Genomic DNA, 17,784 nt, shown 5'->3' on the forward strand with positions numbered 1-17,784 from the left:
TTAAAACTACAAAAATATATTTCGTACTAAACATTTAAATTACTACCTCGCATCAATTTCAAATTATACATTTTAACATGTTTTACCATTGACGTCAGAAATAAAATAACTTATTTATTCGCTTTGTTTATCACTGCTTGAATCTGAGTTGTTATCATCATTTTTATCAGAATCGGCTTTGGATGATTCCTTTTCTTCAGATGACGTGGTCGATGATTCACCATTAATCGCTTCAGCAGATAATGACACTTCTACTTTATCTTTTTTGTCAATTTTCTGTCCCTTATTAACAGATTGATTAGAAACAAAACCACTACCTTTTGTAGTCACTTTTGTTTGCGTCAATGTTTCAAAGGCAATCACTTCTTCTTTTGTCCAACCAGTCATGTCAGGCATTGTTATATCCCCATCTGTCAATAGGAGCACCTTACTATTTGGAAGCACTTCTTTATCAGGTGATACTGATTGTTTTACAACTTTATCGCCACTTCCTATGACTATTGGATCAAGAGATTTACTATTCACCTTATCTTGTGCTTTTTGCGTCTCCTGACCTTGAACATCTGGTACTTTACTATACTTCACATCAGATTTATCTTTAGAATTTTTATCTCCAACATTTAAGTATTTTAATGTATTTTCCATAATAGGTTTGAACGCTTTACTTACACCCATTTCGTAGGCTTCTTGGTCGTTTTTTTGTGCTAAACTCATACCAGCATATACAATTACTTCTGGATCATCTTTAGGTGCGTCACCAATAAAGCTTACAAAATATGGATTTTCACCTTGAACATAACCACCATTATCAGAGTCGGCAACTTGTGCTGTACCTGTTTTACCTGCTACATCATAACCATCAATTTGATAGTTTTTAGCATGACTGTCTTCACTGTTTACAACTTTATCTAATTCGGTACGAACTTTCTTAGCAGTATCTTTAGTAATTGGTTTTCCTGCAAACTCTTTTTTACCTTTATAAAAGATATCATCAGTAACAGGATTGCTCACGCTATCCACAAACCATGGTTGCAACATTTTACCTTCATTATTAAAAGCTGATTGCGCTCTTAACATTTGAACTGGTGTTACGGTTGTAGATTGACCGAATGAAGATGTTTTTTGCTGTGCTTCATTATCCCAAGCAATACCGCCTGTAGATTCACCATCAAACATGCTATCAGTAGATTTACCAAAACCAAATTTTTCATACCATTCTTTCATCTTATCTGCGCCAACTAAATCTTGTAAGTGCATCATTAAAGTGTTTGAAGAATATGTGAAACCAGTAGACATTGAGATTTCTCCCCAACCTACTTTATTCCAGTCAGATATTTTAGATCCCATTACTTCTCTAGGTTCAGCAGTGTATTTTTTATCTGGCTTAAATTCACCTTCTTGAATTGCAGCAGCTAATCCGTAAGATTTAAAAGTTGATCCCGGTTCATATGTGTTTTGATATAAATCATTCGCCCATTTTTTGCCAAAATTTTTACCAGTTTCTGGGTTGAAAGTTGGCCTTTGACTAAATGCCAAGATTTCACCTGTTTTCGCATCCATAACTACGGCAAATAAATCTTTAGGTTTATAGTGTTCAACCATGCCATCTAGCGCTTCTTCAACGAAAACTTGTATGTTTGAATCAAGGGTTAAATGGACGTCATCTCCACGTTTAGGTACTTTTTCTTTTTTTGTATTTGGTGCAATATAGCCCCAAATATCATGAATATATGATAATGCACCTTTTTGACCTGAAAGATAGCTATCAAATATTTTTTCAACGCCTAAAGCACCTTTTAATTCGCCACTATCTGGATCTTTTTGAGCAATACCTATCAAATGAGATGCGAAGTTTCCATTAGGATAAAATCTTTCAGTTTCTGGATATAACGTCACACCAGGAAGTTTCATTTTTTCAATTTTTTCTTTCTCTTGATACGTTAAGTCTGTGCCTTTTTGACCAAATTCCACTTGAAAGGCTTTTTTATTATCCAGTTTTTTTTCAATTTCTTTTGCTGACATATCAATCACAGTAGCAAGTTTTTTAGCGGTTTCTTTTTTGTCTGTCACATGCTTAGGTTTATCACTACCTTCACTCGCTTTTTTATCTACAACTGCCACAACTTTATAACGTTCCACATCTTCAGCTAAGACTTTGCCATTTCTGTCATAAATCTTACCTCTTTCTGGTTGTTGTTGTGTATTTACTAAATACTTTTCATTCGCTTTCATAATTAAATCTTCACCAGAAGAGTGTCCTGTCAACATAATAAACGAGTATCTTAAAACCAACGTAAAAAAGAGCAGTCCAAATCCAAGGATGAGTAGGACTGCCCCTATTTTACTTTTTTTAATTGAAAACTTCGGTTTTTTTAATTTAATTCTTCGCTTCGCCATTATTACGCACTACCTTTACATTATCGTTCTTAAGGCTCATTCCATCTTTTTTGGCCTTATCGTAAATGCGTTCATATGAGGAGTTCTTTTTAATTTCAGATTTTATTGCGCTGTTTTCACTAGATTGTTTTTCAATTTTTGTATCTAAATCTGCAATTTTTTCTCGAGTTTCATACGCATCCATTTTTAAAGATAGCATATAAATACTTATTAAAGCAATTACTGTTATAAGTCCTATGTATAACATCTTTTCAAACTTAGTTAGCTTGACAATTACTTTACGCTTAACTGTCTGGGGTTGACTCTGGGGATGAGGCGACGGTTGCGTTTGTGGTATATGCTGCTCTGCTCCACTATACGGTTGGTATATTTTCTCTACTGCCACTCAAAAATCACTCCTTATTTTAGTATTTCAGCTATACGTAACTTGGCACTACGCGCTCGATTATTTTCTTCTAAATCTTCATCTGTAGCAATAATTGGTTTTCTGTTAACTCGTTTCAATTTAGGTGTATAAGCTTCTGGTATGACAGGTAATCCTCTAGGAACTTCGGGTCCTTTTTCGTACTCTTGGAACATTTGTTTACATAGTCGATCTTCTAACGAATGGAATGTAATCACAGATATTCTTCCGTCCACTTTCACCAAATCAATCGCTTGTTCTAACGAATTTTCAAATGCAGATAATTCATCATTAACTGCAATCCTAATTGCTTGAAAAATTCTTTTAGCAGGATGCCCACCCTTTCTTCTTGCCTTAGCTGGGATGCCTTCTTTAATAACATCTACAAGTTCTAAAGTTGTTTCTATTGGCTTTTGTGCTCTGTTTTGTTCTATACGTCTTGCAATTTGTTTTGAAAATTTTTCTTCACCATAACGATGGAAAATTCTCACTAATTTTTCAAACGACCATTCATTCACTACTTCATATGCTGATAATGATTGAGTTTGATCCATACGCATATCTAATTTTGCTTCATTATGATAACTAAAACCTCTTTCAGGCACGTCTAATTGTGGGCTAGACACACCTAAGTCATAATAAATGCCATCTACTTTTTCAATATTTAAATCATCTAAAATTTCAGTCAATTTTCTAAAGTTGCTATGCACGAAGGTAACTTTATGTATATGGTCTTTCAATACTTCTTTTGCATTTTCAAGTGCTGTTGTGTCTTGATCAATTGCAATTAGTCTACCTTCGTCTCCAATTTGATTTAATAAATAGAGGGCATGACCTGCTCCACCTAATGTACAGTCGACATATATGCCATCTTCTTTAATATTTAAGTAATCTATAGTTTCTTTTAGCATAACGCTGACATGATGAAACAATTTAACGCCTCCATTTAAAAATCAAAGTCAATTAAGTCTTCGGCAATATCTTCAAAACTATCTTCTGATTCATCATAAAAATCATTCCAAGTTTCTCTATCCCAAATTTCTATGCGATTTGAGACACCTATTACCGTACATTCCTTGTTTAAATTGGCATACTTCCTCAAATTCTGAGGAATATTAATACGCCCTTGCTTATCTAATTCTACTTCGACAGCGCCTGAAAAGAACATACGCATAAATTTACGTGCATCTTTTTTTGTCATTGGTAAGGTTTTCATTTTCTCTTCAATTACTTGCCATTCTTCTAAAGTGTAACCAAATAAGCATTTATCAAGGCCTCGAGTAATTATAAAACGCTCATTTAGGTCGTAACGAAATTTGGAAGGAACAATCATACGTCCCTTGGTATCCAATTGATGCTCGTATTCACCCATGAACATTTATAATCACCTCACCTTCTTATATATATAATTTACCACATCTCACCACTATCCTCCACTAATTATACAAATTTCACCAAAATTTCTTGAAACATAGAAAAAAACACCCGATTCATCTCAATGATGAATCGGGTGTTCCCGTTGTCGCTCTAAGGTTTTATCAATATATGATCAAATGTGTAAGAAAGTGGTGGATAGGTGGAGGGACTAAACACATCTATCCCAAAATCATTCATAATTTGAAGTGGATTCCATATTCTTTCTTGTAATCCACCCATTGGATGGAGTGTTTTACTTAATGTCTCAAAATGTTTCATGTTAATGTCGTTTTCTCTTTCGATATTTAATAAGTACCGTTTTAGCAAATAATCAAATTGTTTTTGATGAATTTCATTATTTTTATTTAACAATACTTTATTATCATGATTGTCTGTAACTTCTGCTTGCAGAGAATGAAATAGATCCTTTTGTTGTTCTTTCAGTGCTTCAACTTGTTCTATAAAAGATTGTGACGCTTTGGATCTAATAAACTGTGCTTTGTCTGCCTCGATTCCTTTTTCAATGATATCATTACGGTTCAATTGATAATGTGCTAATAACTTTTCAATTCTATCATTTATATAAGTAATTCTTAATCGTGGTAAAACGATAGGCATGGATACTTCTAACGTTCGAAAAACTTCACTTAATTCTGTCCAATATTTAATTTCACTAGGACCGCCTATAAAGGCTACTGTATTAAATAGCCACTCTTCCATTACTGGCCTTGTAACGACATTATTAGAAAATCTTTCTGGTTCTGTTTCTACTATATTAAGAAGCTCTTGTTTCGAAAACGACTTCTCTGATTTATTTAAATAAAATCTCCCATTTTCAAAAGTTAATAGTTGTCTTACACTCTCATCATGCATGAACAAATGCACATTCGTCTCTGTCTGTATCATTTGCTCCAAGCCATCAGCCATCGTTTGAGCTTGCGTTTGTCTAAAGGCATCGTCAACTGAATGATGCTTTTCAATCATGTTTCTAAACATTGGTTTTTCTAATTGACGCAACGCTTTATCATTTGCATCTATCAGTAACAATCCATAATGTTTGAAAACTTCGTGTAATAACGCTTTAAACATGTCAGTCCAACTATCATAATGATCAATAATATTTCTACACATGTTTAATAATTTTGAAGAAGACTCAGTTTCTTTTAATTCTTTAAAAAAATGATTTAACGCTTTATGTAACGCTTCTTTATCTGGCAAATATTTTGAAACACTAGACTCTGGTGGCGTCATTGTACTATATCTAATTTTTTGTAAAGTTGCCTTGTGCTCATTAAAAACATAAGTATGATTTACTTCATCAAAATCATGATCTTCACCCGCAATCCAAAAAACAGGGACAACGTGCGTATCATAATCTTTTGATAGTTTTTCACTTAATGTAATAATTGAAAATATTTTATGGAAAGTGTATAAGGGCCCACCAAACAAACCGGCTTGTTGGCCTCCGATCACAACTTTCGCACCGTTACTAAGTGCTTTTAAGTTATCATTTTGTTGATGATCTAATGTTAAATCACCCATGTATGCTTCAATGATTTTAGCTAGCGATGCTTCTCTTCCGTTATTTTCCATAAGCAGTCTTTTTTTATAATCATGTTTATTCATCGCATCAAAATGATAATATTTAGCTAAAGTTGAATCACTATTTTTAACATTAGATATAAATTGATCTTTTTCATTAAGTTTCGTTGTCATACAATCCATTCGTAATTCTCCTTACGTTACTCTATTCCTATATAGTATAAAGTTTATATTCAACATTGACAATTTTACGGCTTATAAATTGATTGAAAATTATTTTACATATGTATAAACATTGTTAATCAATATTCATACAAGTTATCAGCACTTTACATTATATAAAAACAATGAGCAAATTAATATCGTTATTTTACAAAATGTTTTAAGCATTCATTTTTGTGAAATATTCAATAAAATAAGGTATAATAGTTAGTAATAAAACAAAGGGGGAAGCTAAAGTGAGTAATGTTAAACGACTAGATATTAATTACAAAACCGACGAATTATTTGAAGATTTTAGAAACTTCGGAAATGAAGATTTATATTTAGTAGATGAATTACGCGGTGAAATGATAGACGCTAGTTCAGACTCACCATTTTATGGCATATATGTTGGTGATAGGTTGGGCGCTCGTATGGCTTTATACCGTAAAGGAGAAGTTGAAGATGTATACTTCTCAGATTTTGATGATTATAACATTTTATGGAAACTAGAAGTTTTACGTGATTTCCAAGGTCGTGGTTACGGTAAAGCGTTGTTAGATTTCGCTAAGGAACAAGGCCAACCTATTAAAGTTATTGCACGTAATCAATCAAAAAATTTCTTCATTAAACATGGATTTAAAGATATTGAACAACAAAATAAAGATGGTCACGATATACTTATTTGGACACCTTAATTTTACATCCAATACATTTAAAATAATACACTCATTTTTATAATATAGTAGATACTTATTAATAAAGTAAACTTTTTTCATTTCTTGAATGATTATTAACATAATATGAAGCGTGAATTAAAATCAATTTTCTGATTAGAATTCACGCTTCTTTTATTTTGCTATATCTAACAATTGATCAAGCGATTCGATAGTATAATCCGGATTAATTTCTGTGTTATTTATTTTATTTCTTGGATTAAACCAACATGTTTTTATCGCAGCATTTTTCCCACCTAAAATATCTGATGTTATTGAATCGCCAACAATCATTGCATGGTCCCTTTTATCATGACCAATTTCATTAAACACAAAATCAAAAAATTCTGGCATCGGCTTTTGATATCCTGTTTCCTCAGATACATAAACACCTTTAAACCAATTTCCCATTTTTGTTTTTGCTATGCGTCTTTCTTGTGTTTCTAAAACACCATTTGTAACAATATATAGATCATGTGTATCTTTGAGCATTCTCAACGTTTCCACCGTATTCATAAAATACTTTATTGGAGCATTTGCGAGTTCATCTCGAAAGATTACGTCTGCTTCTTTTCCATTAACATTGATTTGATGCAAATCAAAATACACTTCAAACCTTTTACTTAAAACTTCAGTCTTTGATAATTGATTTTGTTGAAACGCTTCCCAATGCGCTTGATTTATAGTCATAAATTGATTTAAATCATTTTGGTTTGTCTCTAAATTATATTTTTTTGTAAGTTGGTGAAATGCATATGCTTCTGCATCATGAAAATCAACAATTGTATCGTCAAAATCGATAAGCAAACATCTTTTATTCATAGTGTTTTCTAACCCCTTATTGATATCTTTTTTAAACTAAGTTAGTTATGTCCTCGTCAATATGTAAACATAGCCGAATTTTATTTCATCATATCATATTTCATATTTCAGCAAACAAAAAAAGCCAAGGTTATTACCTTGGCCAGTCCGTCATAGAAATTTATATTAGAATCCGAATAATTTACTTGCTAAACCTACACCGTTTTCTACGATGTCTACAATACTTGTACCTAATTTAGCACCATCGCCTGCTATGCCAGCTTGTACTGTATCTTTAATTGCATTAAATAAACCTTCCATTATAAACACCCCTCACTATATTTTTAAAATAAGCTAAGTACTCAATTTTAAAATCCGAAAAGTTTACCTAGTAAACCTACACCACTTGAAACGATATCTACAATACTTGTACCTAATTCTGAACCGTTACCTGCTATGCCAGCTTGAACTGTATCTTTGATTGCGTTAAATAAACCTTCCATTATAAACACTCCTCATTATATGATAGATGCTTATGACTGTTTTTTATGTTTTAAACGATACTGTTAATTTGTTATTTAATTAAGTATCGTTTGTTATCTATAACTATAAGACATTTACATATAAAATTGTGTTTTATTTCATACTTCATTAAATAGTAGTAAAAACTGTAGTGAAAAACACATCATCTTACAGTTTTGAATGCCCAACTGTATTTTGCACAATTCCATGCCATACAACTTAGACGTGCATTTTTAATTATAATATATATATATATAATTAAACTTACCGAATAATTTAATGCTAATTAAGCTCGCTATGTAATATATCAATGTTTTTAATATGAAAGACTTTTTATTAATTTTATAAGTAACATTAAAAATGCGCCACTTCAAATTGAAGTAGCGCTAACGCAAAATAATCATTAAATTATACATTACCTTATAGTTATATATTGAATACCACTTATTGTTGGACTGAAACATATATTAATGTCTCAATTATCTATAAACAATTTCAGCATCCTTCAAATTTAGAGGATTAAAACATTAAATGACAATATATTTTAATTGTTATGGCTAAATGATCAATGGAAGTTTAAATTCACTATATAAAATAATACTTTTTGACATAATTCTCACAATGCTAATTCACTTTATGCAATAACCAATCTCATCTGTAAACTTACTTTTGCAATGTGCTAATTAATTATTTTATGATTTTAATCAACAGTATGTTTGTATTCACTATGTGTGTCAATTATATGTAAATAAAATTTAAAGCAAAATAAAAAGACTACTCATATATCAGCAGTCTAGTCAGTAAATGCATAAATTAATTTATGTATTTTAACGTTTTTAGTGTCCTGAGAGTGTTTATACACATTTACTTGAAGAACATAAAAAAAGCAGGGCCAACATGTCAGAGAAATATTCTCTTGACACATATTTGACACCTGCACGCTTGAAACGTTGTCATAACAACGGTTTTTAGTGTCCTGGGAGGGATTCGAACCCCCGACCGATGGCTTAGAAGGCCATTGCTCTATCCAGCTGAGCTACCAGGACATTATCTTTTGAACACAAGAATAATTATATCTAACTTGCACTGATAAAGCAATACTCTATCCCTTAAAAATAAATATGATTTTTCACTATTGTAAACTTTTTATCATAATATTGCTAATTTATTTAAATTCTTTAAATTGAGATATGCATTAACGTTAGCGTTATTTTTACAACTTTATAATCCTCAAATATTTGTTGCATCTAACTATTTATAGAAATAAGAGAATGAAGCTACGATTAAATTAATTCTAAACGTAGCTCCATCCTCCGTCTTTTTAAATTGTAAAGTTTTCACTGCTAATGATTTCATGATTTCGATTACGGAAATTTAAAGTCGCATCTAAACTCGTATCATCAATAAGCAATTCTGCATATGTTTCTTCAATATTACTTCTTGACTGTGAAATACTGCCTGGATTTATTACATGCACACCATTTATTGCTTCATGTTTAGCAACATGTGTATGTCCATAAAATGCTAATTTGCAGTCTGCTGTTTTTGCTTGTTCTGCTAAAGGGATTCTTGTACGATTCACTTGATATAAATGACCATGCGTTAAAAATGCATTGATACCATTTATTTTAATTGTTTGTTCATTTGGAAACTCAGGATAAAAATCGGTATTTCCTTTTACCCTATAAAAATGACTGAGTTCACTATCATCATAAGCAAATTCAGAGTCACCTAAATGAATAGCAACATCTACATGTTCATGTTGATTTATAATATCAAACAACACACCTTGTTCGGTATGATTGTCACTAACTATAATCCATTTCGACATTATTGATCACCTTCTAAGTATTGTTGTAGTTGTTCTATTGCTTTACCTCTATGACTAATTTGCCCTTTTTCTTCTGCAGTTAGTTGAGCCATTGTTTTATTTTTGTCTTCTACGAAAAAGATAGGATCATATCCAAAGCCATGTTCACCAATTTTATTTAGTGTGATTTCTCCTTGTACAGTTCCTTTAAACTGTACTGTATCTTCACCCGGTGCACTCATGCTAATAACACAAACAAATTGCGCACTACGGTCAGTTTCATCACCTAATTTAGTTAATAGTTTTTCAATATTTGCATTATCATCTTTAGTTTCTCCAGCATAGCGAGCCGAATATATACCAGGTTCACCATTTAACGCAAAAACTTCCAATCCACTATCATCAGCAATAACACGTTTATTTAATGCTTGCGCAGCTGCTTCAGATTTTAGTTTTGCATTTTCTTCAAAAGTGTCACCTGTTTCCTCAACATCAAAACCTTCGATGAGTTCTGATATACCTATAACATTATAATCAGGAAAAATAACTCTAAAATCGTTTATTTTCCCTTTATTATTTGATGCAATAACAATATCTTCCATTATTTACGCCTCGCTTTAAACTTCTATTTTTTCAACTGTTGCTTTCATATTTAACCATTCTTCAATAATGCGTTCAATATGTTCTGTTTCTCCTGTAGCAAAAAATTTATGTTCGGGCTGCTTTTTATAACCTGCATGTTCGTTACTGAACGTTAATAATGCACTCACTTCTCTCGCTGTTTCTAAACCAGATGAAATAACTACTTTTTCTCCATGAAAATAATCATTAATTGGTTGATACAGTAATGGATAATGCGTACATCCTAAAATAACTGTATCTGCTTTGCTGTTCCTCCACTGCTTTAATGTTTGATGTATAACAATACTCGTAATCGTTGGATCTTTGTATCTCATTTGTTCTACAAGTGGAACAAAGCCTGGACATGCAACCCCAGATACTTCCACATTCGGATTAATTTGCTTAATGTGGTGTCTGTACGCCTCTGATTTAATCGTACCTTCTGTACCTAATATTAAAACATTTTGATTTTTTGTTGTCATAATGGCTGTTCTAGCGCCTGGTTCTATTACACCAATAACTGGTATCGCTAATAAATTTTGTAAATGTTTTAATGCGACTGCCGTTGCAGTATTACACGCAATCACTAACATCTTGATATCAAACGTCATGAGCTTTTCAGCTAATTCTGTAGTAAATTGTCTTACCTCCGAAGCTTCTCTTGGCCCATACGGACAACGTTTTATATCTCCTAAATAGTAGATTGTTTCGTTTGGTAATTGACGCATGATTTCTTTAGCTACTGTTAAACCTCCAACGCCAGAGTCAATAACTCCAATTGGTTTCTCCATATATTGTTCATCCTTATATATTTACTTGTCTATTATTGTAGCATAGCTGTGTTTTCAAAATCATTTTACAAGAACTAAATTTCTAAATAACAGGCATTTCAGACATTAAATTTAGTCATATGATCCGCATAAATAAAAGTTAGCAATGTTGTTCATCTTCGCCATTTAATTATAATAAAACGAATTACTAATTTTTATATAAAGTACTGAATCAGTGACTTAATAATATATAACTATGAAAATTAAATATACTATCCATCTAAATATTATAATTAATTTCTATCTATATCATAATTCATAAAAAAACTGCCAACAAAGTTAATACTTTGTTGACAGTCTTAATATATATTAATTTACTTGGTGGTCTGAACCAAAGAATGATTTAAACATATGGAAAGAAGTTTCACGGTTTAATGCTGCAATTGATGTCGTTAAAGGTATACCTTTAGGACATGCGTTAACACAGTTTTGTGAGTTACCACACTCTTGTAAACCACCTGCGCCCATCAATGCATTTAAACGTTCATCTTTAGTCATCGAACCTGTTGGGTGTAAGTTAAACAATCTAACTTGTGAAATAGCTTGCGCACCAACAAAGTCGTTATTTCTTGTAACGTTTGGACAAACTTCTAAACATACACCACATGTCATACATTTAGATAATTCATATGCAGTTTGACGTTTTTTCTCTGGCATACGAGGCCCTGGTCCAAGATCATACGTACCATCAATCGGTACCCATGCTTTCATGCGTTTTAAGTTATCAAACATTCTACTACGATCAACTTGTAAGTCACGAACCACTGGGAATGTACTCATTGGCTCCAACTTAATTGGTTGTTCTAATTGGTCAACAATTGCTGTACAAGATTGTCTCGCTTTACCATTGATAACCATAGAACAAGCACCACAAACTTCCTCTAAACAATTCATATCCCAAATAACAGGTGTTGTTTTCTCACCTTTACTATTAACTGGGTTACGTCTAATTTCCATTAAACAAGCAATAACGTTTAAATTCTCTTTATAAGGAATTTCAAACTCTTCCTCATAAGGTTTAGATTCTGCATCATCTTGTCGTTTAATGATAAATTTAATTGTTTTTTGATTTTGTTGTTGGCTTTGTTGTTCGCTTTGCGCTTGAGTTTCATTTACTTCTTTAGTATCTGCCATTTTATTTACCTCCTTTAGAACTACTTGAATAGTCACGTTTACGAGGTGGGATTAAACTTACATCTACTGGTTCGTATGTAAATTTAGGCGGTTCTGTTTTTCCTTGATATGATGCTAAAGTCGTTTTTAACCATTCTTCGTCGTTTCTCTCAGGGAATTCAGGTTTATAATGTGCCCCACGAGTCTCATTTCGGTTGTATGCACCGATGGTAATTACACGTGCTAGTACTAACATATTCCATAATTGACGAGTAAAGAAGACTGCTTGGTTACTCCATGTTTGCGTATCTTCAATGTCAATATTTTGATAACGCTCCATCAATTCTAAGATTTTCTTGTCGGTTTCTAATAATGCTTTATTATCACGTACAACAGTAACATTTGCTGTCATAACTTCACCAAGTTCTCTATGAAGTTTATATGCATTTTCTGTACCATTCATATTCAATAAATTATCGAATTTATCTTGTTCTTCTTTAACGCGTTTTTCATAAATACTGTCGTCCAAATCAGTATATGATTTTTCAATATTTGCAACATATTCAATTGCATTTGGTCCTGCAACTGTTCCGCCGTAAATAGCAGACAACAATGAATTAGCACCTAAGCGGTTACCACCATGTTGTGAGAAATCACACTCACCTGCTGCAAATAAGCCTTTGATATTCGTCATTTGATCGTAATCTACATAAAGACCACCCATTGAATAGTGGACTGCTGGGAAGATTTTCATTGGAACTTTTCTTGGATCGTCACCAGTGAATTTTTCATAAATTTCAATGATGCCACCTAATTTTACATCCAATTCATGCGGATCTTTATGAGAAAGATCAAGGTATACCATGTTTTCACCGTTAATACCTAATTTTTGATTAACACATACATCAAAAATTTCACGTGTTGCAATATCACGAGGTACTAAGTTACCATAATCTGGATATTTTTCTTCTAAGAAGTACCATGGTTTCCCATCTTTGTATGTCCAAATACGTCCACCTTCACCACGAGCCGATTCACTCATTAATCGTAGTTTGTCATCACCAGGGATTGCAGTTGGATGAATTTGAATAAACTCACCATTTGCATAAATTGCTCCTTGTTGGTAAACAATTGAGGCAGCAGAACCAGTATTAATCATTGAGTTAGTTGTTTTACCAAATATAATACCTGGACCACCAGTTGCCATAATAACTGCATCTGAACCGAATGATTTTATTTCAGAAGATGTCATATCTTGAGCCACAATACCTCTAGCCATATTGTCATCATCTTTGACAATACCTAAGAATTCCCATCCTTCATATTTTGTAACTAAACCATCCACTTCATAACTACGTACTTGTTCATCTAAGGCATACATTAATTGCTGACCAGTTGTTGCGCCAGCATATGCTGTTCTGTGATACATCGTACCACCAAAGCGACGGAAATCTAGCAAGCCTTCATTCGTTCTATTAAACATTACACCCATACGGTCAAGCAAATGTATAATATTGGGCGCTTCTTCTGCCATTGCTTTTACTGGTGGTTGATTCGCTAAGAAATCTCCACCATAAACTGTGTCATCAAAGTGAACAGCAGGTGAATCACCTTCACCTTTCGTATTGATTGCTCCGTTTATGCCACCTTGAGCACATACGGAGTGTGAACGTTTAACAGGCACTAATGAGAACAAGTCAACGTGTGCGCCTTGTTCTGCTGCTTTAATTGTTGACATCAGACCGGCAAGTCCTCCACCGACAACAATAATTTTCTTCTCTGCCATAAATAGTCACTCCCCTAAATATATCTGAAACATTTTTAAATTATACGAACGCAAGAATAGCACTTATTCCGATATACGAAACTACGATAAATACAACAAGTGATACCCATGTAAAGATCTGTTGTGATCTTTTAGATTGTAAAACACCCCATGTAACTAAAAATGACCATAAGCCATTTGCGAAGTGGAATGTTACAGAAAGTAAACAAATGATATAGAAAATTAACCAACCTGGATTAGATACAATATCATGTACCATATCGAAGTTTACTTCTTGACCTAATGCACGCTGGATACGTGTTTGCCATAAATGTATAGCAACAAAAATAAACGTTATAATACCTGTAATACGTTGCAATAAGAACATCCAATTTCTAAATTGAGAGTAATGTCCTACGTTTTCTTTTGCCGTAAAGGCAATATGTACACCATATACCGCATGATATAGAATTGGAATATAAATTACGATAAACTCCAATGCAATCAAGAATGGTAAAGATTCCATAAATCCAGCAGCCTTGTTAAACGCCTCAACGCCTTTTGTAGCTTGGTGGTTAACAAGTAGATGCACTAATAAGAATCCACCTATCGGTATTACGCCTAACAAAGAATGTAAGCGTCTTAAATAGAATTGATTTTTCGAATATGCCAAAAGGAAGTCCCCCCTGTGAAACAATTAATTTTTTGGTATCTTTTTTTAAAGTATAAATGTGATGATACTTATCAACTAAAACTAAACAACAACATGTTATGCAATCGCTTTATATTTATAGCAATATAAACTTCAACATGTATGTATAAAACAATGAAGTAATACCCCTAGTTGAATTTAACAATTGTTTTATTATTTAGATTTAAGTGATAATTTTTCTCAATTAGTAAACGCTTCCATATACTTTTAAAAAAAGAATTCCTGTTATTTGCTATTGTAACACTAATTCATAAAATTTTGGGCATGAGAATGATTCTCATGCCATATTCTTTTTTTCTATTTGTTATATAGTGCGTGATGAAGATTCTCAGCGACTTTTTGAGGTAAACCAGAAGATTTTAAATCTTCGATACTTGCCTCTTTCATTTTCTTTATGGAACCAAAAGTTCGTAATAGTTTAGTTTTGCGTTTAGAACCAATACCGTCTACGGTATCTAAAACTGATTGCAAACCAGTTTTCTGGCGTGTTTGTCTATGAAACGTAATTGCAAATCTATGAACTTCATCTTGTATTCTTTGAAGTAAATAAAACGCTTGGCTATTTTTTTTCAAAGGTACAATCTCTGCACTTTCACCATACAGAATCTCTGAAGTTTGGTGTTTATCATTTTTACGTAGCCCAGCAACTGGTATATCCAAACCTAATTCGTTTTCAAGCACATCGATTACTCCGTTCATATGACCTTTACCACCATCGACGATGATTAAGTCTGGTAATGGTGTACCTTCATTTAAAACACGTGTATAACGTCTACGCACAACTTCTCTCATCGATTTATAATCATCTGGACCATCCACTGTTTTAATTTTATATTTACGGTATCCTTTTTTATTAGGTTTGCCATCAACAAATGAAACCATAGCTGAAACCGGATGTACACCTTGTATGTTTGAATTGTCAAAAGCTTCAATACGAATAGGTGTTTGAATACCCATATGATCCCCTAATTCTTCAATCGCCTTCACGGTACGTGATTCATCTTTAGCAATGAGTTCAAATTTATTCTCTAGCGTTACTTCAGCATTATGATTCGCTAAATCAATCATTTCTTTTTTCTTTCCTTTAATGGGTTGGACTATTTTCGTATCTACTACCGATTGAATGATGTCTTTGTTTAAATTTTTAGGAATATGGACTTCTTTAGGAAGAATGTGTTGATTTAAATCATAAAATTGACCTATAAAAGTATAAAATTCTTCTTCTTCTGTTTGTTGCAATGGAATCATTGTTGCATCTCGTTTGATCATATTCCCTTGTCTAATGAAAAATACTTGAATACACATCCAACCTTTTGACACACTATATCCAAAAACATCTCTTATAGTATTATCCGAAGTTGTAATTTTTTGTTTTTTAGTTAAATTATGAATATGTTGTATTAAATCTCGATACTCTTTTGCTCTTTCAAAGTCCAGTGCTTCACTCGCTTCATTCATTTTTTGTTCTAAGTTATTCAGTATTGTTTTATCTTCTCCATTTAAAAAGTCAGTAATTTCTTTAGTCATTTCCGCATATTTATTTAAATCTACTGGGTAAACACAAGGACCTAAACATTGGCCAATATGGTAATACAGACACAATTTATCGGGCATTTTATCACATTTTCTAAATGGATAAATTCTATCTAATAACTTTTTTGTCTCTTGTGCTGAATATGCATTAGGGTAAGGACCAAAATATTTTCCTGTTCCTTTTTTAACTGTGCGTGTCACAATTAATCGAGGATATTTTTCTTTAGTGATTTTAATAAAAGGGTAACTTTTATCGTCTTTCAACAAAATGTTATATCTTGGTTGATATTGTTTAATCAAATTGAGTTCGAGCAATAGTGATTCTGTTTCACTTGAAGTTACAATATATTCGAAGTTTCTAATTTCTGAAACGAGCCGTGTCGTTTTAGCATCATGTGCACCTGTAAAATAAGACCTTAATCTATTTCTTAATTTTTTAGCCTTGCCGACATAAATAATTTGATCATTTCTATCTTTCATTAAATAGCAACCCGGTTCAGTGGGTACGACCGTTAATTTTTGTTTAATATCTTCTTGGTATTTTTCCACTTTAGCCCCCCTTTCTAGTAAAAATATATTGTTAAAATAAGATATATCATTTGCATCACAGTTGTATAATGTTGAAAGCTGGTTCGCAAATATAAAATTTCAATTCTAATAATCATTATAGAATATACATTATCATTAAACCAAAGTATTCGTTTGAACATGAAATAATTGGCAAGTAAAAATTTTATATATTATATATAAAGCACCTTAATCTTTAAAGTGCTGGTACATCAAAATATTTTAATCACTGAAGCTTTTTCATAAAACTTAACTAGAGGATAAGCAACGCTTAATAATATAGGATGTGAATATGCACTCAATTTTAGTTATGAAGATAAAACGAATTCGCATTTTTATACTAATGCTCTAAATAACCAGAATGTAAGCCTAGCTCTATAAAAACCATAAAAACTACGATTTCAGACAAACTAACAAAAATCATAGAAAAAACCTGAGACAATCATTGATGTCCCAGGTCGTTTCGTTGTGCTTTTATAAGTGTTTCTCAATTACTTCTGCTAAGTTTTCTTTAGGTTGGAAACCTACAACTTTATCGACAGGTTCACCATCTTTAAATAAGATTAAAGTTGGGATACTCATTACTTCAAATTTAGCAGCTGTTGATGGATTTTCATCTACATCAAGTTTTAAAATATTAGCTTTTCCATCATAATCACCAGCTAATTCTTCTAATACTGGAGCAATCATCTTACATGGGCCACACCATGTTGCCCAAAAATCTACTAAATTGACACCTGATTGAATATTTTCATCAAAGTTTGAATCTGTTACTTTTACGATTGCCATAACTGCCAATCCTCCTTAAATTTCAAATGATGAAGAAATTATAACA

General features: G+C 32.4%; 17 protein-coding genes and 1 tRNA gene. 1 reads left to right on the top strand and 17 read right to left on the bottom strand.

The window, feature by feature from the left end:
* Positions 1-114: 114 nt before the first annotated feature.
* The 5 genes from NST87_RS08335 to bshC form a co-directional block, all read right to left on the bottom strand.
* Positions 115-2,397 (bottom strand): penicillin-binding protein, encoded by a 2,283-nt coding sequence (locus NST87_RS08335; protein ID WP_340721566.1) that lies wholly within the window; start codon positions 2,395-2,397, stop codon positions 115-117.
* Entirely contained in the window at positions 2,378-2,782 is a 405-nt protein-coding gene (gene ftsL / locus NST87_RS08340) for a cell division protein FtsL (protein ID WP_019469309.1), read from the bottom strand. Before ftsL ends, NST87_RS08335 begins: the two co-directional genes overlap by 20 nt.
* A gap of 14 nt (positions 2,783-2,796) precedes the next feature.
* Positions 2,797-3,732: a 16S rRNA (cytosine(1402)-N(4))-methyltransferase RsmH gene (gene rsmH / locus NST87_RS08345; protein WP_019469308.1), complete on the bottom strand. Its 936-nt coding sequence runs from the start codon at positions 3,730-3,732 to the stop codon at positions 2,797-2,799.
* 14 nt (positions 3,733-3,746) lie between these two features.
* Positions 3,747-4,178: a division/cell wall cluster transcriptional repressor MraZ gene (gene mraZ, locus NST87_RS08350; RefSeq protein ID WP_019469307.1), complete on the bottom strand. Its 432-nt coding sequence runs from the start codon at positions 4,176-4,178 to the stop codon at positions 3,747-3,749.
* A 149-nt stretch (positions 4,179-4,327) separates the two neighbouring features.
* On the bottom strand, positions 4,328-5,941 hold the full coding sequence (bshC, locus tag NST87_RS08355) for a bacillithiol biosynthesis cysteine-adding enzyme BshC (protein WP_040030543.1): 1,614 nt from the start codon (positions 5,939-5,941) through the stop codon (positions 4,328-4,330).
* Between the two features lie 275 nt (positions 5,942-6,216).
* On the opposite strand from bshC, the gene NST87_RS08360 reads away from it, so the two are divergent.
* Positions 6,217-6,657, top strand: coding sequence for an N-acetyltransferase (locus NST87_RS08360; protein WP_019469305.1), 441 nt, complete (start codon positions 6,217-6,219; stop codon positions 6,655-6,657).
* 153 nt (positions 6,658-6,810) lie between these two features.
* On the opposite strand, the gene NST87_RS08365 is transcribed toward NST87_RS08360, so the two are convergent.
* From NST87_RS08365 to trxA, 12 genes are all read right to left on the bottom strand, one after another.
* Positions 6,811-7,497 (bottom strand): YjjG family noncanonical pyrimidine nucleotidase, encoded by a 687-nt coding sequence (locus NST87_RS08365; RefSeq protein WP_040030542.1) that lies wholly within the window; start codon positions 7,495-7,497, stop codon positions 6,811-6,813.
* Between the two features lie 165 nt (positions 7,498-7,662).
* Entirely contained in the window at positions 7,663-7,797 is a 135-nt protein-coding gene (locus NST87_RS08370) for a beta-class phenol-soluble modulin (RefSeq protein WP_019469303.1), read from the bottom strand.
* A 47-nt stretch (positions 7,798-7,844) separates the two neighbouring features.
* Positions 7,845-7,979, bottom strand: coding sequence for a beta-class phenol-soluble modulin (locus NST87_RS08375; RefSeq protein ID WP_340721568.1), 135 nt, complete (start codon positions 7,977-7,979; stop codon positions 7,845-7,847).
* A 991-nt stretch (positions 7,980-8,970) separates the two neighbouring features.
* Positions 8,971-9,044: transfer RNA gene (locus NST87_RS08380), tRNA-Arg, on the bottom strand.
* A 275-nt stretch (positions 9,045-9,319) separates the two neighbouring features.
* Entirely contained in the window at positions 9,320-9,829 is a 510-nt protein-coding gene (locus tag NST87_RS08385) for a metallophosphoesterase family protein (protein WP_019469300.1), read from the bottom strand.
* Entirely contained in the window at positions 9,829-10,410 is a 582-nt protein-coding gene (locus tag NST87_RS08390) for an XTP/dITP diphosphatase (RefSeq protein WP_040030540.1), read from the bottom strand. Before NST87_RS08390 ends, NST87_RS08385 begins: the two co-directional genes overlap by 1 nt.
* A gap of 15 nt (positions 10,411-10,425) precedes the next feature.
* Positions 10,426-11,220 carry a glutamate racemase gene (racE, locus tag NST87_RS08395; protein ID WP_019469298.1) on the bottom strand — a complete coding sequence of 265 codons (795 nt, stop codon included), beginning with the start codon at positions 11,218-11,220 and terminating at the stop codon, positions 10,426-10,428.
* Positions 11,221-11,568: 348 nt separating this feature from the next.
* The gene (gene sdhB, locus NST87_RS08400) at positions 11,569-12,393 is read right to left on the bottom strand and encodes a succinate dehydrogenase iron-sulfur subunit (protein WP_019469297.1); all 825 of its coding nucleotides are present in this window, start codon (positions 12,391-12,393) and stop codon (positions 11,569-11,571) included.
* A gap of 1 nt (position 12,394) precedes the next feature.
* Positions 12,395-14,158, bottom strand: coding sequence for a succinate dehydrogenase flavoprotein subunit (sdhA, locus tag NST87_RS08405; protein ID WP_019469296.1), 1,764 nt, complete (start codon positions 14,156-14,158; stop codon positions 12,395-12,397).
* Between the two features lie 40 nt (positions 14,159-14,198).
* A complete protein-coding gene (locus NST87_RS08410; protein ID WP_019469295.1) occupies positions 14,199-14,810 on the bottom strand; it encodes a succinate dehydrogenase cytochrome b558 subunit in 612 nt (203 codons plus the stop codon).
* Between the two features lie 336 nt (positions 14,811-15,146).
* Positions 15,147-16,931, bottom strand: a complete 1,785-nt coding sequence (uvrC, locus tag NST87_RS08415) for an excinuclease ABC subunit UvrC (protein ID WP_019469294.1) — start codon at positions 16,929-16,931, stop codon at positions 15,147-15,149.
* Positions 16,932-17,423: 492 nt separating this feature from the next.
* Positions 17,424-17,738, bottom strand: a complete 315-nt coding sequence (gene trxA / locus NST87_RS08420) for a thioredoxin (protein WP_019469293.1) — start codon at positions 17,736-17,738, stop codon at positions 17,424-17,426.
* Between the last annotated feature and the right edge of the window lie 46 nt (positions 17,739-17,784).

The sequence above is a fragment of the Staphylococcus sp. FSL W8-0271 genome (assembly GCF_038006605.1).
In the GTDB taxonomy this organism is placed as follows: Bacteria; Bacillota; Bacilli; order Staphylococcales; family Staphylococcaceae; genus Staphylococcus; species Staphylococcus cohnii.